This window comes from Mesorhizobium sp. M2E.F.Ca.ET.219.01.1.1, from assembly GCF_004016445.2.
GTDB lineage: Bacteria > Pseudomonadota > Alphaproteobacteria > Rhizobiales > Rhizobiaceae > Mesorhizobium.
Window position 1 is genome coordinate 301,230 of sequence record NZ_SADT02000005.1, and the last position, 19,602, is coordinate 320,831.

At 63.8% G+C, this 19,602-nt stretch carries 19 protein-coding genes; 10 read left to right on the top strand and 9 right to left on the bottom strand.

Going from position 1 to position 19,602, the window contains the following annotated elements:
• Nucleotides 1–101: 101 nt before the first annotated feature.
• Complete coding sequence (locus EN862_RS24470) at nt 102–2,588, bottom strand: adenylate/guanylate cyclase domain-containing protein (RefSeq protein ID WP_127866095.1); 2,487 nt, start codon at nt 2,586–2,588, stop codon at nt 102–104.
• Between the two features lie 73 nt (nt 2,589–2,661).
• Between EN862_RS24470 and EN862_RS24475 the strand changes: the two genes are divergently transcribed.
• From EN862_RS24475 to EN862_RS24485, 3 genes are all read left to right on the top strand, one after another.
• A complete protein-coding gene (locus EN862_RS24475; protein ID WP_189401468.1) occupies nt 2,662–3,915 on the top strand; it encodes a YcaO-like family protein in 1,254 nt (417 codons plus the stop codon).
• Nucleotides 3,916–4,386: 471 nt separating this feature from the next.
• A complete protein-coding gene (locus EN862_RS24480; RefSeq protein ID WP_127866097.1) occupies nt 4,387–4,758 on the top strand; it encodes a hypothetical protein in 372 nt (123 codons plus the stop codon).
• A 356-nt stretch (nt 4,759–5,114) separates the two neighbouring features.
• Nucleotides 5,115–5,588: a hypothetical protein gene (locus EN862_RS24485; RefSeq protein WP_128192800.1), complete on the top strand. Its 474-nt coding sequence runs from the start codon at nt 5,115–5,117 to the stop codon at nt 5,586–5,588.
• A gap of 128 nt (nt 5,589–5,716) precedes the next feature.
• On the opposite strand, the gene EN862_RS24490 is transcribed toward EN862_RS24485, so the two are convergent.
• A complete protein-coding gene (locus EN862_RS24490; protein ID WP_127866099.1) occupies nt 5,717–6,157 on the bottom strand; it encodes an Lrp/AsnC family transcriptional regulator in 441 nt (146 codons plus the stop codon).
• A 132-nt stretch (nt 6,158–6,289) separates the two neighbouring features.
• Between EN862_RS24490 and rocF the strand changes: the two genes are divergently transcribed.
• The gene (gene rocF, locus EN862_RS24495) at nt 6,290–7,222 is read left to right on the top strand and encodes an arginase (protein ID WP_095820630.1); all 933 of its coding nucleotides are present in this window, start codon (nt 6,290–6,292) and stop codon (nt 7,220–7,222) included.
• A 2-nt stretch (nt 7,223–7,224) separates the two neighbouring features.
• Nucleotides 7,225–8,283, top strand: coding sequence for an ornithine cyclodeaminase (locus tag EN862_RS24500; protein ID WP_127866100.1), 1,059 nt, complete (start codon nt 7,225–7,227; stop codon nt 8,281–8,283).
• A 302-nt stretch (nt 8,284–8,585) separates the two neighbouring features.
• On the opposite strand, the gene EN862_RS24505 is transcribed toward EN862_RS24500, so the two are convergent.
• The 5 genes from EN862_RS24505 to EN862_RS24525 form a co-directional block, all read right to left on the bottom strand.
• Entirely contained in the window at nt 8,586–9,584 is a 999-nt protein-coding gene (locus EN862_RS24505) for a substrate-binding domain-containing protein (RefSeq protein WP_127866101.1), read from the bottom strand.
• 123 nt (nt 9,585–9,707) lie between these two features.
• Complete coding sequence (locus tag EN862_RS24510; protein WP_127866102.1) at nt 9,708–10,724, bottom strand: ABC transporter permease; 1,017 nt, start codon at nt 10,722–10,724, stop codon at nt 9,708–9,710.
• Nucleotides 10,721–12,220, bottom strand: coding sequence for a sugar ABC transporter ATP-binding protein (locus EN862_RS24515; RefSeq protein ID WP_189401465.1), 1,500 nt, complete (start codon nt 12,218–12,220; stop codon nt 10,721–10,723). The genes EN862_RS24510 and EN862_RS24515 overlap by 4 nt, the downstream gene beginning before the upstream one ends.
• A gap of 139 nt (nt 12,221–12,359) precedes the next feature.
• Complete coding sequence (locus EN862_RS24520) at nt 12,360–13,325, bottom strand: sugar ABC transporter substrate-binding protein (RefSeq protein WP_127866104.1); 966 nt, start codon at nt 13,323–13,325, stop codon at nt 12,360–12,362.
• A 79-nt stretch (nt 13,326–13,404) separates the two neighbouring features.
• Entirely contained in the window at nt 13,405–14,271 is an 867-nt protein-coding gene (locus EN862_RS24525) for a LysR family transcriptional regulator (protein WP_189401462.1), read from the bottom strand.
• A gap of 104 nt (nt 14,272–14,375) precedes the next feature.
• On the opposite strand from EN862_RS24525, the gene EN862_RS24530 reads away from it, so the two are divergent.
• Together EN862_RS24530 and EN862_RS24535 are read left to right on the top strand one after the other, a co-directional pair.
• Nucleotides 14,376–15,020 carry an NAD(P)H-dependent oxidoreductase gene (locus tag EN862_RS24530; RefSeq protein ID WP_127866106.1) on the top strand — a complete coding sequence of 215 codons (645 nt, stop codon included), beginning with the start codon at nt 14,376–14,378 and terminating at the stop codon, nt 15,018–15,020.
• Nucleotides 15,017–15,343, top strand: a complete 327-nt coding sequence (locus tag EN862_RS24535) for a multidrug efflux SMR transporter (RefSeq protein ID WP_127866107.1) — start codon at nt 15,017–15,019, stop codon at nt 15,341–15,343. The genes EN862_RS24530 and EN862_RS24535 overlap by 4 nt, the downstream gene beginning before the upstream one ends.
• Nucleotides 15,344–15,376: 33 nt before the next feature.
• Here EN862_RS24535 and EN862_RS24540 read toward each other — a convergent pair whose 3' ends face one another.
• Nucleotides 15,377–16,396: an LLM class flavin-dependent oxidoreductase gene (locus EN862_RS24540; RefSeq protein ID WP_127866108.1), complete on the bottom strand. Its 1,020-nt coding sequence runs from the start codon at nt 16,394–16,396 to the stop codon at nt 15,377–15,379.
• Nucleotides 16,397–16,689: 293 nt separating this feature from the next.
• Between EN862_RS24540 and EN862_RS24545 the strand changes: the two genes are divergently transcribed.
• On the top strand, nt 16,690–17,445 hold the full coding sequence (locus EN862_RS24545; protein ID WP_127866109.1) for a COG4280 domain-containing protein: 756 nt from the start codon (nt 16,690–16,692) through the stop codon (nt 17,443–17,445).
• Entirely contained in the window at nt 17,442–17,651 is a 210-nt protein-coding gene (locus tag EN862_RS24550; protein WP_127866110.1) for a hypothetical protein, read from the top strand. Before EN862_RS24545 ends, EN862_RS24550 begins: the two co-directional genes overlap by 4 nt.
• A 272-nt stretch (nt 17,652–17,923) precedes the next feature.
• On the opposite strand, the gene EN862_RS24555 is transcribed toward EN862_RS24550, so the two are convergent.
• On the bottom strand, nt 17,924–18,556 hold the full coding sequence (locus EN862_RS24555; RefSeq protein WP_127866111.1) for an isoprenylcysteine carboxylmethyltransferase family protein: 633 nt from the start codon (nt 18,554–18,556) through the stop codon (nt 17,924–17,926).
• A 211-nt stretch (nt 18,557–18,767) separates the two neighbouring features.
• Here EN862_RS24555 and EN862_RS24560 point away from each other — a divergent pair, with 211 nt between their 5' ends.
• On the top strand, nt 18,768–19,553 hold the full coding sequence (locus EN862_RS24560; RefSeq protein WP_127866112.1) for a hypothetical protein: 786 nt from the start codon (nt 18,768–18,770) through the stop codon (nt 19,551–19,553).
• Nucleotides 19,554–19,602 lie beyond the last annotated feature (49 nt).

Genomic DNA, 19,602 nt, shown 5'->3' on the forward strand with positions numbered 1-19,602 from the left:
AGCGGTCGGCACAAGGCGGCAGTTTCGCATTTTTGTCCCATCGGGTTTGAAGGGCCGCGAGTTTGCCGGCCATCGATCACGGCGTAATGCCGGCTGATGGATCAAGAGAGCTTGTGCGTTCGCACATCCACCTGACATAGCCGCGCCAGATCACGTCGATCCTCGTCCCGCTTGATCGGGAAGGCTTCTACAAACCAGCCCAGGATGTCCTTCAGCGTCGGTGCTGCAGGCCCTGCCCAAGCTGCGGCAATAGACTCCTGCAATTGCATCAGCGCCGCGCGAGCTTCATCTGTTCTGCCCAACCTGCACAGCGCGGCCGTCTTCCAACCGGCGGTGTCGACGATTGCGTTCTTGGACCGATCGGCCGCCGCGATTGTGCCTTCGAAATCTCCGGCAAAATAGCGGATTACCGCGATGTGCGACCATTGATAGTCCAAAAACATGGATGTCAGATCCATTGCACGCTCCAGCAGGCGCGACGCAGAATCGACGCGGCCCATGAACGCCATGCCCAAAGCCGCCGACACCAGTGTCTTGGGACTGTTGGGGTTGAGTTCGGCGGCCAGTTCGTAGTGCACTTCCGACTGTTCGAAGTGTCGGGTCATGGCTGTCGACCAGGCGACGACCAAATGATTGCGTGCATCCAAGGGATCAAGCGCCACGGCGCGTTGGGCCAGCTCGGCAGCCCTCTCCGTTATGGAAGGATCGGCAGCAATTCCCGGCCGGATGAATTGTCGCGCATTGTGGATGCTGGCCAAACTGGCGTAGGCAGGGGCGAAGTTCGGGTCAGCAACGATCGCGCCTTCGAACAGCCGTTGGGCTTCGTCTTCGGCATCTGGCGTCCAGCGAGTCAGCAAGTCCTCGCCGCGCAACCAGGCATCATAGACATTGAGATTTTGCGGTGGGCCCCTGACCTGGCGCGACAGTCTGTCATGCGACAGGTAAACTTCCAAAGTGGAAGCAATCTTTCCGACCAGTTGCTTCTGCAAAGCGAGCCAGTTTCCAAGCGAAAGCCGAAACGAATCGCTCCAAATGACCTGGTTCGTGTTGGGATCGCTTACCGAGACGATCAGCTGCATGTCGTCCTGGTTGTCCACGCATTGGGCCGCCAGAAGGTAGTCCGTGTCGGGGCTTTCGATCGCAGTATCTTTCAACTCAATGACCGTGAACTCCCGGAACTTGGACAGATTGGCGATTAGTTCTGAGCGGAATCCCCAGACCAGAAGAGAAATTTTCTTTGTCCGAGCCTCAAATTTTTCGACCGCAAGCGTTGGCGCCGGTCCGCTAGGCCGAGGTGGTTTCTTTCTGTTCGACAATAGCGGCTCCGGACCCTTGAGGGCCTCCGCCAAAGCCGTCGTCTCCATGCTCGGCAGCAACTGATATCGTTCGCGTAGAAGGTCGCGCAGATTTTCGTAGACGCGCATTGCGGCCGCGACATTCTGCAGTTCCGCATGGTGGCGGATGAGACAGCGCGCAGCGCGCTCATGGCTGGGCTCGAGCACCAAGAGGGCATTTGCCGCCCTGCGCATTGCAGGTTCGGCTATCTCGAAGCGTTCCAGCATGGCCTCCAAGGCTTCCAATGCGTGGTCGCGCCAGTTGTGCCTGGTGACGCTCAGCCATGCGCTGAACAGGTCGCTGGTGTCTTCCAGGCCAAACAGGATCGCATCGGACCAATCCGATCGTCGGAGCAGCAGCTCGTCGATCTTGCCCTCTCCAAGATCCTTCAACATGCGAACGGCATCGACGGTTATGCGCGACGGGCTCAACCCGATAATATTTCCGCGCCTGAGAATTCCTGCCGCCGAGTTGCCCGCAATTGATCTTTCGGCGATCTGCAGGCAGTTCGCCATCGCGCGCCGCGCGGCTAGCGGGCTTCGTTCTGGCCAGATCAAGGTAGCCAGCCGGTCATGCACCTCCTGAAAATTGCTGGACAGTGCGAGATATCCGATCAGGGCCTGCGCTTTCGGGGAACGCAATGCGATTGCTTCGCCATCTTCCCGATAAAGGCCAAGCCCATCGATGACCGAAATCAGTCGCTGATGGCTGCTATCCGGGACATCCGCGAGGTTGGGGGCAACGACGTTGTAGAGCGTCAGCGGCTCTGGCATGTTCTTCAAGGCGGGCCGACCGGCGAACCGAAATCGCCACCGCCCGGTGTTGCGGGCCGCCCAGTAGACGTCCTGGGTCACACACACACCGCCTGAGTCGGCCATGGCCTGCACCCGGGCGGCCACGTTTATCGCATGGCCGAACACGTCGCCGTCACGGCGATGAACCTCTCCAATATGCAATCCGATCCGGAATCGACTGTGGAACGCTCTCCTGTCCAGTAGGTCAGCCAGGCTATCCTGCATGAAAATGGCGTAGTCGATGGCGTTCGATACACCGTCGAACAGTATCAGGACCCCGTCGCCTGTCGTCTTGATGAACTCGGCGCCGAATTCCTCGCAATGGGTTTGGAAGAGTTGGAAACACTGCGAAACGAGATCGAGTGTTCCAAGTTCATCGGCCGCGGTTAGCCGGCTATATTGAGCCAGGTCCGCAAACAGGATTGATTTAAGGGTCGGTCGCTCCGATCTCGCTTGCATAGTCGCCGCCCATGCCCGTCGAATGTGTTATTCTGCTCCCCAATGCGCGCTTAGTCGACGGTACAACGAAGTGATGGCCAACGCTTTCATGGACGGCTCCAGCGAGCTCGCCAGGGTCGGCGAGTTGTTCGACGTGATTGACCTGCCTGCGACGGATGTTCCGGCTCATTTCGCTATCGCAATCCCCAGGGTTGCTCTGTTGCAAATGCCAGCAGCGCCGCGCGCAGCAATGCCCGAAACGGGGAGGCTGGCGAGCGGCCGAGGATTGAGCATCGACGATTGCCGGGCGAGTTGCCTTGGCGAGGCAGCCGAACTCTTCAGTTGCTGCTCGTGGGGTGACGAACCGTTGATCACCGCTACGGTCGACGAGATCGGATCGGCGGCAATTGCTCCTGAAAGCCTGAACGGCTTCAGTTCCGATCAAATCGCCGCCCGCGCCGTGTGGAACAAGGAGAACACTGGCTTCGACTGGCGGCCACCGATCAGGGATGAATCCGCCGCGCTGAACTGGCTGAGGGTTGAAGATGCATTTGGGGGGGATGGGGCTTTCATACCGGCAGACTTTGCTTTCATAGGACGCAAAGGGGCTGGCGAGGAGGGCGCGGTCGCCATCGGCGATAGCAGCGGGTGCGCTGCAGGACCTAGTGCGGATGCGGCAAAACTGGCCGCCATCTTGGAGCTGGTCGAGAGGGATGCGACGGGTCGGTGGTGGTATGGAAGAAGGCAGCGCCGAACAATCGACCCGTCCTGTCTCTCGGGCATCGACACGCTTGTTGACTGGGTGTGGGATCGCGAGCGTCGAACCCGGCTCTTCGACATCACCTCGGACATCGATGTCCCAGTGATTGCCGCTGCTTCTGCGGAACCGGACGGCAGAGACGTCTCGGTAGGCTTTGCTGCGGGCAAAAGCCTACAGTCCGCCGCGACAGCCGCCTTGACCGAGATGCTTCAAATGGAGATTTCGCTCGGGGTTTCACGAGTGCTTGGCGATAAAGCTGGCACTTGGTCGCGATGGCGAGAGAAAGCCTCAATGAAAACCCGGCCGCTGGATATGGCTTCGATCCAACACGTCGCGCCAAATCTACCTCATCGCGCGGTTGAACGTGACCTGTCGGATGTGCTCGACGCCTTGGCGCAGAGAGGAATCGATTTGTGGTTTGCCGAAATGACCCGCGCGGAAATCGGCATTCCCGTGTTTCGCGCCGTATCGACCCGGCTCTGTCACTACAAACCACGTTTCGGACGCGTACGACTCCTTGCTCCCGATGCCCGCGATCTAAGCTTCGACCCCAGTTCGCCCGCGGACCAGCCGCTGCTTTTGGTTTAGTATTGCATGTTCGAGGGCCTTCACGTCGCCCTGTTTTGGGGAGCGTCATGATTCCTCGGTCGCTTCTTGCTCGTCGTTAGCCATTTGCTCCCCCGCGCGTTCGGGTTTTAATGCGTGATTGGTCCACCGGGTTTGCGAGGTGAGCCGTAAGGCGACGTCCGGAACTGCGTGAAAACAAAGACATATGCGTGAACGCCCCGGAGAGGCTTCAATCCGCGTGCCGACATCTATGTCCCGCCAGCATCAAGCACATGGCTGGCCGATGACTTTCACATAGCGTTCGCCACCGACACAGTGTCAGCGCCTCCTCGGACTTGAGTCGTATGGCAAAGGGACTGCAGGACCTCTTTTGCGGGGCGGCCCACAACTATATGTTTTGGTGAAAGTGCTGGAGACAATTCAGCCGGGCAGTTTCGCGGGATGATGCCCGTCAAATGAATACGTTGGGGCATAGCCAGAACAAAGACGGACATGAGGTTTACCGCCTTACAGGATCCGTGCGGCCAATGGATGGTGTATGATCTGCTGTCGGACTACCCGGCGCGGATACCGGATATTTTGCTGCTTGGGTTGACGCGCGAGGAGGCCGAGCGGCTTGCCAGCCGGGCAAATGAAATTCTGTCGGAGCTGCAGCCGAAAGCGCCACCGAGATTCGCGGCGATGCAGGACCCGTGCGACGACTGGCTCGTCTACGACCTGGTTTTGGATCTCCCGGCGGAGCTGGAAGACCTGTTGCTGATCGGGCTGCCGCGAAGCGAGGCCGAGCACCTTGCCGGCCTGGCCAATGCTGGAATCATCAGGCCCGCCGGCTATTCGTCGGTCCCATTCGCCAGCGTCGCCTGAAGGCCACCGGTCCGTCGAGCCGGATCGCCGCGCCCGCCGCAGCGAGCGTCATGAAAAAGGCCGGATCGACCCAGCCTTTTTATCCTGGAATGCAGCCTGCCGGCTTTCTTTCTCGCGTCATGCGAGGCAATCGGCCTTATCAAGCAGCGCAGGAGAGTCTTCGCGCTCTCGAAAGCGCGAGCCTGGGTTTCAGGACAAAGACACACGTAAAATCATAAGGTTAAAGCGTCCGGCCTTGGCTACACGTAGCCACGACTCAGCACCGGATCACATCGGATAACGTTTGCGTTCCACCTCCGTTTCGACGCGGGGGTGGCCGCTATATCCCATCCCGGGCCGAGAACCGCCGGCGATGAGTGACTGACACCGCGACACGACGCGACCAGACGGCCCGTCTCGGAGAAGCGGTCTGCCCCTTCTCCATCACAAGGAGAGTCGTCATGCGCTCTTTCTCATCCAAAATCATCGTTGCCGCTTCGGTCTTCGCGGCCATCCCGCTTTCAAGCGCCTATGCGGTGCACCGTCACCGCATAGTGTCGGTCGATACCACAACCACGGGATCGGTGCCTGCCAACCCGGAAACGAGAGCGGCCATGGAGCAATTGCTGGGCGTGAAACAGGGTATCCGTGAGGCCCGGGAGATGGGCAAGATCTCGCAGGACCAGGCCAGCGCCCTGATGCGGCAAGCGGACAGCATCCAGCGCGCTGGGTCTCCCGGCCGGTCCATGCTGAGACAGATCAATGAACTGGACCAGCGGCTTCAGAATACCACCGGTCAGGGGACCTATATCGGCAGCGGCGGCGATGGCGGCTATTATCCGAACGGCTGACGACCCGACGCACTTCGCAATGCTGCCGCCGGTGTGATTGAGCCTTGCCGCACCGGCGCCGTCGCGTCCCCGCAATGCCAGGGCCGAGATAACGCCCGCGGACCGCCGATCGTCCCGAGACTCACCGATTATCCCAGCCGCGCTCTTGTCGTCCTCGGCGTCGCCAGCAGCAGGCTCGTCTCGCTGCCCGTTATGCCGGGGATCAGCCTTATGCGGCGCAGCACCGCGTCGAAATCGGTGAGCGAGGCGGTGCCGAGCTCCACCACCAGGTCCCAGCGGCCATTGGTGGTGTGGATGGTGGAAACTTCGGGAAGGCCGCCCAGCGCCCGGATGACGCGGTCGGCGGCATGGCCCTCGATCTCGATCATCATCACGCCGCGTATCCTCTGATCGACCGCGTCGGCGCGCAGCACCACCGTGTAGCCGATGATCTCGCCGGCTTTTTCCAGCCGCTCCATGCGCGCCCGGACCGTGGCGCGCGAGACGCCGAGATCGACGGCGAGGTCGGAGACGCTGCGCCGCGCATCGTGCCGCAGCAGCGTGATCAGTCTTTCGTCGAGCGCGTCCATGACTGTCCATTTCGATCAAGTTGCTTGCGCAGAATGATATATCATCCTTCTCGAAATGCCAATTTCGCCTGTTCAAACCGCCAGCGCTTGATGATCCAATCAAGCCAATCAATCGTAAGGGCTGAAGAAATCATGCGCTGCAGGATCGTCGGCGCGCCGGTGCAGGACGGCGCGGGCAGGATGGGATGCGAGATGGGGCCGAGCGCGCTGCGCACGGCAGGTCTCGTCTCGGTACTTTCGGAGCTTGGCCATGAGGTCGAGGACTGGGGCGCGGTCGAGAAGGCCGCGGCGCGCCCGGTGGTGCACGGCAACCTCGCGCTGAAGGCGCTGCCGGAGATCTCCGCCTGGACCGCGGCAATCGCCGAGACCGCCTACGCCGCTTCGCGGGACGCCATGCCGATCTTCCTCGGCGGCGACCATTCGATCTCCGCCGGCACGGTGTCCGGCGTGGCGCGCCGCGCCGCCAAACGCGGCCGGCCGCTCTTCGTGCTGTGGCTCGACGCGCATCCGGATTTCCATACGCTCGACACCACCACCAGCGGCAATCTGCACGGCGTGCCGCTCGCCTATGCCAGCGGCCAGGCCGGCTTCAAGGGCTATTTCCCGGATCTGCCGCAAGCCGTCGACCCGGCCCGCATCTGCGCCATCGGCCTGCGCAGCGTCGATCCGGCCGAGCGCCACGCGCTCGCTGAAGCCGGCGTCACCGTGCATGACATGCGCGCCATCGACGAGCACGGCATCGCGCCGCTGCTGCGCGCTTTCCTGGCTCGCGTCGAGCAGGAGGACGGGCTCTTGCATGTCAGCCTCGACGTCGACTTCCTCGACCCGTCGATCGCGCCGGCCGTCGGCACCACCGTTCCCGGCGGCGCCACTTTTCGCGAGGCGCATCTTGTGATGGAGATGCTGTCCGACAGCTGCCTTGTCTCCAGCCTCGATTTGGTCGAGCTCAACCCGTTCCTCGACGAGCGCGGCCGCACCGCGACCCTGATGGTCGACCTCACCGCCAGCCTGATGGGCCGCCGCATCATGGACCGCCCGACCCGCAGCCACTCCGGAAGCCTCTGATCATGACCCAGCCTTCGCGCCTCGCCATCGTTCCCTTCGTCAGCGTCGACCGCATGATGAAGCTGGTGCTCGCCATTGGCGTCGAGCGCTTCCTCACCGAGCTCGCCGCCTATATCGAGGAGGATTTCCGCCGCTGGGAGCTGTTCGACAAGACCCCGCGCATCGCCTCGCACAGCCATGACGGCGTCATCGAGCTGATGCCGACCAGCGACGGCAAGATGTACGGCTTCAAATATGTCAACGGCCATCCGAAGAACATGCGCGAGGGCCGCCAGACGGTCACCGCCTTCGGCGTGCTGGCCAATGTCGGCTCCGGCTATCCGATGCTGCTCACCGAAATGACCATCCTGACGGCGCTGCGCACGGCGGCCACCTCCGCCGTGGCCGCCAAATACCTGGCGCCCAAGGGCTCGCGCGCCATGGCCATCATCGGCAACGGCGCCCAGTCCGAATTCCAGGCCATCGCCTTCAAGGCGCTGCTCGGCATCGACAGGCTGCGGCTCTACGACATCGACCGTTCGGCTTCCGAAAAATGCGCCCGCAACCTAGCGGCCAAGGGTTTTGACATCACCATCTGCGCGACCGGGCAGGACGCGGTGGAAGGCGTCGACATCATCACCACGGTGACGGCCGACAAGCAGTACGCCACGATCCTCACCGACAACATGGTCGGCTCCGGCGTCCACATCAACGCCGTCGGCGGCGACTGCCCCGGCAAGACCGAGCTGCACCGCGACATCCTGTTGCGCTCCGACATCTTCGTCGAGTTTCCGCCGCAGACCCGCATCGAGGGCGAGATCCAGCAGCTCGACGCCGACCATCCGGTGACCGAGCTGTGGCAGGTGATGACCGGCCAGGCCGAAGGCCGCAAGACGGCCAAACAGATCACGCTGTTCGATTCCGTCGGTTTTGCCACCGAGGATTTTTCAGCGCTGCGCTATGTCCGCGACCAGCTCCAGGCCACCGGCCTCTATGAGGAGCTGGACCTGCTCGCCGACCCCGACGAGCCGCGCGACCTGTTCGGCATGTTGTTGCGGGCCGCGATGCAGCCGGCGGCGTGAAGTCTTTCGCCGAGGCGGCTTCACAGCGAGACAATCGCGCTGGTCGACCCCCACTCCGTCTCGGCTTCGCCGAGCCACCTCTCCCCCGATCGACGGGGTAGAGGAAAGGCGCCAAGCCTTTTTTGCCGTCAGCGCTCGTCCAGCAACGCTCCCTTCCTTTCCCTCCGGAGGGGGGAAAGGTGGCGCTGCGAAGCAGCGACGGATTGGGGGAACCACGTGGCAATCAAGCCGAGGCCCGATCAGTCACGCCAGTCACAGAAAATGTGTGCATAGCGCAGCGCCTACGTCGACGATTACCGACACTACCCCCGCGCCGCGCAGCTTTCCCTCTCCACCAGCACCGGCGCCAGCACCTCGCGGCGCGAGGGCGCTTCCGGCTCGCCCAGCCTCTCGAGCAGCAGGCTCACCGCGCGCGTGCCGATCTTTTCCACCGGCTGCGCGATGGTCGTCAGCGGCGGCCAGGTGGTGACGGCGTAGGGGATGTCGTCGAAGCCGACCATCGAGATGTCGTCGGGAACCCGCAAGCCGCGCGAGCGCAGCGCCGTGACCGCGCCCATCGCCATCAGGTCGTTGCAGGCGAACACCGCCGTGATGTCCGGCGCCTGCGCCATGAGCTGTTCCATTGCCAGCCGGCCGCCGGCGAAATGATAGTCGGAATCGACGATCGACGAAGCCGGCAGCTCGAGGCCTGCTTCGCCAAGCGCCCGCACGAAACCGCGCAGGCGGGCCGGGCTGGAGCTGGAATCGCGCGGACCGCCGATGACGCCGATCGTCTTATGCCCGAGCCCAGCCAGATACCGGCCGGCGAGATAGCCGCCATGGTTGTGGTCGACCAGCACCGAATCGACATTGACCGACTGGATCTCACGGTCGAGCAGCACCGCCGGCACGCTGGGCAGGAGCCGGGCGAACACCCGCGCATGGTCGGACGAGCCGGCAAAGATCAGCCCGTCGATCTGCTTGGCCATCAGCACCGACAGATAGCGCTCTTCCTTTTCGGCGTTGCCGTCGGAGTTGCACAGGATCACCGTGTAGCCGGAGACGAAGCCCGCGTCCTCGATTTGCCGCGCGACGCTGGCGAAGAAGGGGTTGGAATTGTCGGGCAGCAGCAGGCCGATCGTTTTGGTCTCGCCGCGCCTGAGACTCCGCGCCACCGAGTTCGGGCTGTAGCGCAGCGCCGCGATCGCTGCGCGCACGCGCTCGGCCGTTTCCGGCTCGACATGGCGGGTATGGTTCATCACATGCGAGACCGTTGCGACGGACACCCCCGCATAGCGTGCGACATCGGCAATCGTCGTCATGGCCCTTAGCCCCTGGTGCCCTCTAGAGCGTTTCACCGTTTCCCAGAAACGGCGATCCGCTCTATCCCTTTGTTTTTACGCAATTCCGGACGGAAAACCGCTCACACTTTTCCTGGAATTGCCCTAGCGGATCCTCCGCAACAGCCTCTCCCGATACGCGTCTAGGATGACGGCCAGCACGATGACAAGGCCAATCACGATCGGTTTGAAATTGTCGCCGACGCCGAGCAGTTGCAGCCCGGTGCTCAAGACCTGCAGGATACAGGCGCCGACCAGCGTGCCGATGATCGAGCCCTTGCCGCCGCTGAGGCTGGTGCCGCCGATGATGACGGCGGCAATGGCATTGAGCTCGTAGCCGACGCCGGCGATCGGACTGCCGATGTTGAGGCGCAAGAGATAGACCATGGCCGCGATGCCGGCGGTGAGCCCGCTGATGGTGAAGGCGGCGACCTTGTAGAAATCCGGATTGTGGCCCGACAGCCGCACCGCTTCGTCATTGGTGCCGACGGCGAAGATCATGCGGCCGAAGACGGTGAAGCGCAGCACGAACCAGCCGGCGGCGATCACCAGTACGGCGACCAGGAAGATCGACGGCAGGAAGCCGCCGATGATCAGATTGCCGAAATCCACGAAACTCTGCGGCAGGCCGGTGATGGTCGAGTTGTCGCTGACGACGCGGGCAGCACCCGCCGCCATGTTGAGCATACCGAGCGTGACGATGAAGGAGGGGATCTTCCAGCGCGTCGAGATCCAGCCATTGAGGAAGCCGCACACCGCGCCCGTCGCCATGCAGGCCAGAAGCGACAGCGTGATTGCCGCGGCCGGCGACAGGTCTTCATCGATCATGACGGTGGCGCCGACCACGGTGCACAGCGCCAGCACCGAGCCGACCGACAGGTCGATGCCGCCGGTCAGGATGACGAAGGTCATGCCGGCCGCCAGCACGGTGTTGATGGCGATCTGCACGAAGATCTTCAGCGCATTGTCGGGAGTGGCGAAGTAGGGCGCCGTGGCCGAGAAGAACACGGTGATCAGCACCAGCGCCAGGAGCACGCCGGCGTCGCGGATCAGGAAGCGCAGGAGTTTCGCCCGGCCTGGGGAAACAGGCGCCGACACCAGCGGTTCGGACGTCTCGGTCATGGTCGCACATACTCCTGATAGGCGAGCAACAGGATGCGCTCCTGGTCGAATTCGGCGCGCGGCACCTCGCCGACGATCCTGTTCTTGGAAAAGACGATGATGCGATGGCACATGCCCATCAGCTCGGGCAGGTCGGACGAGACCATGATGATGCCCTTCTGCTGCACCGCCAGCATCCACAGCAACTGGTAGATCTCGCGCCGCGCGCCGATATCGACGCCGCGCGTCGGCTCGTCGAGGATGAGCGTCGAGGTGCCGCGGAACAGCCACTTGGCCAGCACCACCTTCTGCTGGTTGCCGCCGGAAAGGTTTCGCACCGCCTGCTCGATCGAGCTTGCCTTGACGCGCAACTGGCCGACGAGACCGTTGGCCGCCGCGGCCTCGGCCCGGCGATTGAGCAGCCCGTTACGCGAGACTTTGCTCAGATCGGTGATGGTGATGTTCTTGTCGACGGCCAGGTCGAGCAGCAGGCCCTGGCCCTTGCGGTCCTCGGTAAGCAGGCTCAAGCCATGCCGCACCGCGTCCTTGGGGGCAGCGATCGCCACCGGCTTGCCGTCGATCTCGATCACGCCGTCGAGCTTTGCGTCGGCGCCGAACAGGGCGCGCATAGCCTCTGTCCGGCCGCTGCCGACCAGGCCGGCGACGCCGAGGATCTCGCCATGACGGACGTCGAAGGAAATGGCGGGGGCCGCGGCATTGCGCTTCAGATTGGCGACGCTGAGCGCGACCTTGCCCGGCACGATCGTGTCGTCGAAGCTGTACTCGTCGGCGATGTCGCGGCCGATCATCATGCGCACCAGGTCGGGCACGGTGAGGCCGTGGAGATCGCGCGTCGCGACCAGCCTGCCGTTGCGCAGCACCGTCACCCGCTCGCCGATCTCGAACACCTCATGCAGGCGGTGCGAGATATAGATGATGGTGACACCCTTTGCCTTGAGCCGCTTGATGATGGCGAAGAGCCGCGTGATCTCCGGCGGCGTCAGCGTCGCCGTCGGCTCATCCAGCACCAGGAGCTTCGAGTCGTAGCTCAGCGCCTTGGCGATTTCGACCAGCTGCATCTGCGCGACGCCCAGCGCCTCGACCCGCGTCCTTGGATCGACATCGAGGCCGACTTCCTTCAGCAAGGTAACGGCGCGGCTGTTCAGCGCCTTGCGGTCGACGATGCCGAAGGCGCGTCGCGGCAGGTTTTCCAGCATCAGATTCTCGGCGATGCTGAGATAGGGCAGAAGGTTGAGTTCCTGGTGCACGATGCGGATGCCGCTCTGCTGCGCATCATGCGGCGTCTTCGGCTGGTAGGCCGCGCCGTTGAAAGCGATCGTGCCTGAGTCCGGCTGGTAGATGCCGGCGAGCAGCTTGATCAGTGTCGACTTGCCCGCGCCGTTCTCGCCCAGCACGATATGGGTTTCGCCGCGGGCGATCGACAGCGAGACGTCGCTCAGCGCGACGACGCCGGGAAAGATCTTTCCGACCCCTTCAAGGGAGAGAATCGCATCCATGGGCGACAGAATCCTAAACCGCGCTTATCCACCGCGATAGCGGCGCGGGCGCGTCGGCACCGCTGCCGGACATGCCGACAGCGGTGACGCGGTTGCCAGAGCTAGGGCGCCGGCATGTGCCGGCGCGTCTCTGAAAGTCTCAGGCGGTGATCAGCTTGACGTCGGTCTTGACCCAGCCGGAGAACTTCTCGCCGGCGAGCTCGCGCAGGCCGTAATCGATGCCCATGGCCGCCATCTGCGCGCCATACTGCTCGACGGTGGCGAGCATCTTGCCCTCCTTCAGCAGCGGGCCGACGGCCGGGATGTTGTCGAAGCCGACCACCTTGATCTTGCCCGACTTGCCGGCGGCGTCGATCGCCTTGACGACGCCGAGCGCCATCGAATCATTGGCCGCCATCACGCCCTGGATATCCGGATGCTGGGTGAGGAAGTTGGTCATCAGCGTGTTGGCTTCCTCGGTCTCCCAATGCGCGGTCTTGGAGTCGAGCAGCTTCAGCCCGTACTCCTTCACCGAATCGTCAAAGCCGAGCTTGCGCTGCTTGGCGTTGTCGGCCTCGGGATTGCCCTCGAGGATGACGACCTTGCCGCCCTTGCCCAGCGCCTTGCCGAGCGCGTCGCCGGCGAGCTTGGCGCCGGCGCGGTTGTCCGGGCCGAAGAAGGCAAGATCGATGCCGGCCTTCTTCTTGGCTTTCTCGTCGAGCGCGACGTCGATGTTGATGACCTTGATGCCGGCCTTCAGCGCCTTGGCGATCGGCGTCACCATCGCCTTGGAGTCGGCCGGCGCCACGACGATGATATTGTATTTCTGGGTGATGAAGTTCTCGATCGCGTCGACCTGGGCCGCGAAGTCGCGCTCGTCCTTCATGCCGACGGCGGCGAAATCGAACTTGTCCTTGTTCTTGGCCGCATACGCCTCGGCGCCGGCCTGCATCTGCTTGAAGAACTCGTTGGCCAGCGACTTCATCACCAGGCCGACCTTCGGCTTGTCTGCCGCGAGAGCTGGGCCGAGCGGCAAGGCGAGCGCGCCGGCGGCGAGCGCGCTGGTCTTCAGGAACCGGCGCCGCGAGAACGGGCCAAGCCCGTGCATGTTCGAAATCTTGCTCATTAGTCTCCTCCACTTGATTGAGCCGTAATCGGTTACGTAACCGATTACGCGACAAAGTAGAGCCGAAATTTGCCGAGTGTCAATATCGGGAGCCACCCCCGGCTGGAGGGTTCGCAGTATTCAGCCGCGTCTTCAACCACTTGGCCGAAAAGTCACTGAAGGCGCGCACGCGCGGATTGCCCTTGAGGTCCGGATGGGAGAGCACCCACAGCTCCGAGGCGAGCTCTTCGACGGTTTCGCCCAGGCGCGGCAGCCGGCGCGCAGCACCCAGATAGTCCGGCAGCAGCGCCTTGCCCCAGCCGGCCTCGGCGGCAGCCGCCGCCGCTGTGAGGCTGTTGACCCTCAGCCGGATCTCATCCTCTCCGACATTCGCCTTAAGCCATCGCGCCGCCGGCAAGGCGGACAGGGTCGCGTCGAAGCCGATCCATTCCTCCAAGGACGTATCGCTGGCAAAGGCCGCATACGAAAAACGCGCCACGCGCCGGCCGACAAGCGTTTCGGGCGGCGTCAGTGTCGGGCGGATGGCGACGTCGGCCTCGCGCCGGGCGAGATCGGCAAAACTGTTGTTCACCTCCAGCGACAAAGCGACGCCGGGATGGGCATTGCCGAAGGATTTCAGGCAGGCGCAGGCAATGTCGAGCAGCGTGTCGGCGGTCGTCACATGGAGCGGCCCGACCAAGCGGTCGTCCTGCGCCGCCACGCGCCGCTCGACCTCGGCGAGGCGATCGCGCAGCTCTTCCGCGGCCTCGAGGAAAGGCCCGGCCCTGCCGGTCGGCACCAGCGCGTCGCCGAGGCGCTCGAACAGCACGCCGCCGGTGCGCTTCTCCAGTTCCCTGAGCTGCCGGTAGATCGTCGCGATATGCGTGCCGAGCCTTGCCTGCGCGCCGCGCACCCCGCCAGCCCCCGCGATCGCCGCCACCAGCCGCACGTCGTCATAATCGATCATCTTCGCATCCATGCGAATGAGAGTAGCGGAATCGCTCAATACGCTCGCATTGCCGCGAACATATATCGCGCTCTGGAAACGAACCAGCCTAACTGGAGACAGGCATGAGCCGCATCCTGCACATCGAGGCCTCGCCGCGCGGCGACCGCTCCTGGTCGAGCAAGGCCGCCGCGAATTTCCTCGCACAGCTGAAAGAGCGCCTGCCCAAGGTCGAAGTCGACCACTTCAACATCTGGACCGCCATCCTGCCGACCTTCGACGGCGCGGCGATCGAGGCCAAATACGCAAAACTTTCCGGCACGCCGCTGACCGATGCCCAGAGCCACGCCTGGAAACTGATCGCCCACTATGTGGCGCGGCTCGACGCCGCCGACGCGATCCTGATCTCGACGCCGATGTGGAATCTCGGCGTTCCCTACCGGCTGAAGCACCTGTTCGACCTGGTGACGCAGCCCGGCCTCAGCTTTTCCTTCAACCCGGCCACCGGCTACATGCCGCTGCTCAGGGCCCGCCCGACTGCCGTGCTGATGGCGAGCTCGGGCGACTTCACCGAAGGCCCGAGCTACGGCCGGCCGGATCTGGCGACGCCCTATCTCAGCACCGCGCTGGCCTTCATCGGCCTGAAAGATGCGGCAATCGTCCATGTCTCGCCGACCATTGGCCAGTCGGAAGCGATGGAAGCCGGCGTCAGACGAACCGAGACAGAAGTCCAGCGCCTTGCCGAAAGCTTCGCCAGGAGGCTCGTATGAGCCAGTCCGTTGCCTGGCTGCTGCTGATCATCTCCGGCGTCACCGACGTCGCCTGGGCGCTCGCGACCAAGAAATCGGCCGGCTTCACCGAGCCGCTCTGGGCCGCGGTCTCGCTGGTGCTCCTGGTCATCTTCATCGCGCTTCTGACCAAGGCGCTCACCGTCCTGCCGCTCGGCACCGCCTATGCGGTGTGGACCGGCATCGGCGCCGTCGGCTCCCTGGCCACCGGCATCCTGCTCCTCGGTGAAAGCACCGACGCCGTGCGGCTCACCTTTGCGGCGGTGACCATTCTTGGCGTGGTCGGGTTGAAGGTGAGTTCTTAGGGAAGGCGCGTCGCGCCTTCCTCACTTTGCAAGTTACCGCCAGCCCAGCGCCGGCGCGACGTGCTTCAGGATCGACTCGATGACATGAGCGTTGTAGTCGACGCCCAACTGATTGGGCACGGTGAGCAGCAGCGTGTCGGCCTCGGTGATCGCCTCGTCTTCCCTGAGCTGTTCGACCAGCTTGTCGGGCTCGGCGGCATAGGTGCGGCCGAACACGGCGCGCTTCTCGGGCTCGATATAGCCGAAGTGGTCCTCGCCCTCGCTGCCGCCGAAATAGGCGCGGTCCATGTCGTTGACGAGGGCAAAAATGCTGCGGCTGACCGAGACGCGCGGCTCCCGCGCATGGCCGGCTTCCTTCCAGGCGGCGCGGTAGGCCCTTATCTGCTTGGCCTGCTGGACATGCAGCGGCTCGCCGCTCTCGTCGAATTTCAGCGTCGAGCTCTGCAGGTTCATGCCGAGCTTGGCCGCCCATATGGCGGTGGCGTCGGTGGCCGCGCCCCACCAGATGCGATCGCGCAGACCGGCCGAGAAGGGTTCGAGGCGCAGCAGGCCGGGCGGGTTGGGGAACATCGGCCGCGGGTTGGGCTGGGCAAAACCTTCGCCGCGCAACAGGTCGAGGAAGATTTCGGCGTGGTTCCGCGCCATATCGGCGTCGCTCTTGCCCTCTTGCGGCACATAGCCGAAATAGCGCCAGCCATCGATCACCTGCTCGGGCGAGCCGCGGCTGATGCCGAGCTGCAAACGCCCGCCTGCGATGAGGTCCGCAGCACCCGCGTCTTCGGCCATATAGAGCGGGTTCTCGTAGCGCATGTCGATGACGGCGGTGCCGAGCTCGATACGTTTGGTCTTGGCGCCGGCGGCGGCAAGCAGCGGAAAGGGCGAGGCGAGCTGGCGGGCAAAATGGTGGACGCGGTAATAGGCGCCGTCGGCGCCGAGCTCCTCGGCCGCGACCGCGAGGTCGATCGACTGCAGCAGCGCGTCGGCGCCCGAGCGCGTGCCCGATTGCGGCGAGGGCGACCAATGCCCGAACGACAGAAATCCGATCTTCTTCATGTGCTCCGTTCCTGCTGGAGCGGCCCATCGGCCGCTTAAATGCCTTGTTGCTCCCGCAGATAGCCAGGGCGGTGCCGCGATACAACGGACACCGAATAGATACAGACCGTCAATGAGTTCCGCGAAATGTCCGGTCCCGCTCGGTCGGAGCGCGATCAAACCACGGCACATGTGGCGCCTGTCGGTGCCGGCGCGCCGACCGGCCCTGCGATCATCTCCGGCATTCTCGCCGCCGCCGGAGCGCTGTATCGTTCCCGCCAGCCGATGATTCCCCAGCATTGGACGATGCCTCCATGCATGGCCTGACCCCCATATTTTCCACTGTGACGGCCTCTTTCCTGGCCTCCTTCGTCGAAGTGGTCGAAGCCTTCACCATCGTGCTTGCCGTCGGGCTGACGCGCGGCTGGCGCCCGGCGCTCTCCGGCGCCGCGCTGGCGCTCATCCTGCTTGCGGCGCTGGTGCTCATCTTCGGGCCGCTGCTGGCATTCGTCCCCATCGCCGTCCTGCAATTCGTGGTCGGCGTGCTCCTGATCCTGTTCGGCATGCGCTGGCTCCGCAAGGCGATCCTGCGCAGCGTCGGCGTGATCGCGCTGCATGACGAGGAGCAGGCCTTCTCCAAGGAGACGGAGGTGCTGCGGCGGCAGGCCGGCGACCGCCGCGCCGACTATCTGGCCGCCGTCGCGTCGTTCAAGGCGGTGCTGCTCGAAGGTGTCGAAGTGGTGTTCATCGTCATTGCCGTCGGCGCCGCGCATGGCCAGACGCTCTATGCCGGCCTCGGCGCGCTGGCGGCCTTCGTGCTGGTGATGCTGATCGGCCTTGCAGTGCACCGGCCTTTGGCGCGCGTGCCGGAGAATGCGCTCAAATTCGTCGTCGGGCTTATGCTGACCAGCTTCGGCGTGTTCTGGACCGGCGAGGGCCTCGGCGCGGAGTGGCCGGGCGCCGATCTCGCGCTGCTCGCCATCTTCGCCGTTATCGCCGCGGCGTCCTTCGCCATCGTGCGCTGGCTGCGCGGCGCCTATCCGGCGCCCGCCGGAGGGCTTGCCCGATGATCCGTCTTGTCTTCAAGGAACTCGTCGGCATGTTCGTCGACGACGGCAATCTGGCATTGCTGGCGCTGATCCTGATCGCGCTCGTCGCCGCCGCGGTGAAGGTCCTGGGGCTGCCGCCGCTCATCGGCGGCTTCCTGCTTCTCGCCGGCTGCCTGGCGATTCTTCTGGACAGCGCGCGCCGCGCCGCGCGCGACAAGGCGCGTTGAGGGCGTTGAATCTCGTCATCCACGGGCGAAGCGACGCGAAGCGGAGCGCAGACCCGAGGATCCATTCCGTGACCTTGGCCGAGGAACGCAGCGGAGCAGAAATTCCGCACCGTGGCAACGCTTCGAAGTCGCGGCATGGATTCTATGGTCTGCGCGCGTCGCTCCGCTCCTTGCTCCGCCATAGAATGACGACCGGACAAGCGCCTCAGCCAATCTCCAACGTATGCCGCTTGCCGGCAAACATAGCCGCCGGTCAAATCCGCGCCGGAAACCTAATAAACCGTGAAAAGCGTCGGCAGATGGCCGGCGAGGCGGACATACTCGACCGCCTCGATGAGCGGAAACAGCGCCAGGAAATAGAGCCCGTCGCGGAACGTCCTGCGCAGCGCGACCGTCGAAAAAAGCCACTGGTCCTCGTCGCGGTAAAGCAGCGGGTTGGGCCAGAAGCGCGGCGTGCGTAGGGCATAGGCCGCGTGGACGGCGCCGAACTTGCCGGCGAGGTACGCGGCCTCCTTGCGCGCGGTGAAGCGGAAGACGAGGAAGCTTGCCAGGCCGAGCATCGCGGCCGCCAGCACCGAGCCGAACATCAGCCCGATGCCGACCGCGCCGACGGTCGAGAAGAAATAGAGCGGGTTCTGGGTCATCGAGAACGGGCCGGACACGATCAGCTCGTCATTCTTCCTGCCGCCGACGAAAAGGATGCTCCACAGCCGGCCCAGAAAGCAGGTCAGCACCATGACAAAGCCTATCGTCTCCAGGGCTTCATGTCCGTTCGATCCTTCAGCCAGCGCCGGTCTGCTGAAGAGCAGCAGGATCACGGCAAGCACGGCTGCCACCTGCACGACGATCAGGCGCTTGTGCTGGTCGAACGCTTTCGGCGCCGCTTTGAGGGACGTGTAGGCCATTCTTTTCTCCCCGCTCCGGCGCCGAGACGGACGCCAGGCTTTCTCTAGCCCTTCCGCCGGGCGATGACGAGACCCGGCGACTGTTTTTGGCCGACCTTACGAATTTGTAAGGACGCGGACAGGCTGCGGTGAACTCGCCTGCCTAGCCTTGCTGCCACGGCGGCTCGAACCGAGCGCCGACGAACGGCCCTTACAGGATGACAGCATCGCCATGACCATGACAGCCGACGAACACGGGCCCGAATTGAACCGGGTCCCGGAAGTCACCCTCGATTTCTGGCTGATCAAGATCATGGCGGTGACCATGGGCGAGACCGCGGCAGACTATTTGGCCGTCAATCTCGGTCTCGGCCTCACCGTCACGTCCCTGATCATGACCGGCATTCTCGTCGTCGCGCTCATCCTGCAATTCGCGCAGAAGCGCTACGTGCCCTGGGCCTACTGGCTGGCGGTCGTGCTGATCAGCGTCGTCGGCACCCTGGTCACCGACAACCTCGTCGACAATTTCGGCGTGCGGCTGGAGACGACGACGATCGTCTTCTCCGCCGTGCTGGCCCTCACTTTCATCGTTTGGTACGCAAGCGAAAAGACCCTGTCGATCCACACCATCTTCACCACCAGGCGCGAGATCTTCTACTGGCTGGCGATCCTCTTCACCTTTTCGCTCGGCACGGCCGCCGGCGATCTGGTCGCCGAGCGCTTCGACATGGGTTATCTCGCGACCGGCCTTATCTTCGGCGGCGTCATCGCGGCGATCGCGCTGGCCTGGTTCTTCCTCGGCCTGAACGCCATCCTCGCCTTCTGGCTCGCCTATATCCTGACCCGGCCGTTCGGCGCCTCCTTCGGCGACCTGCTCTCGCAGCCGGTCGAATATGGCGGCATGGGCTTCGGCACCACCGTCACCAGCCTGACCTTCCTCGGCTGCATCGTGGCCATCGTTCTTTATATGACGCTGAAGAACCTGATCGACGAAGACGAGCAGGCCCTGCTCGACTGAGCGTGTCCCTGAAAGCCCTCTCGCAAAAATGTGTAGCGGTCTTCGGCCC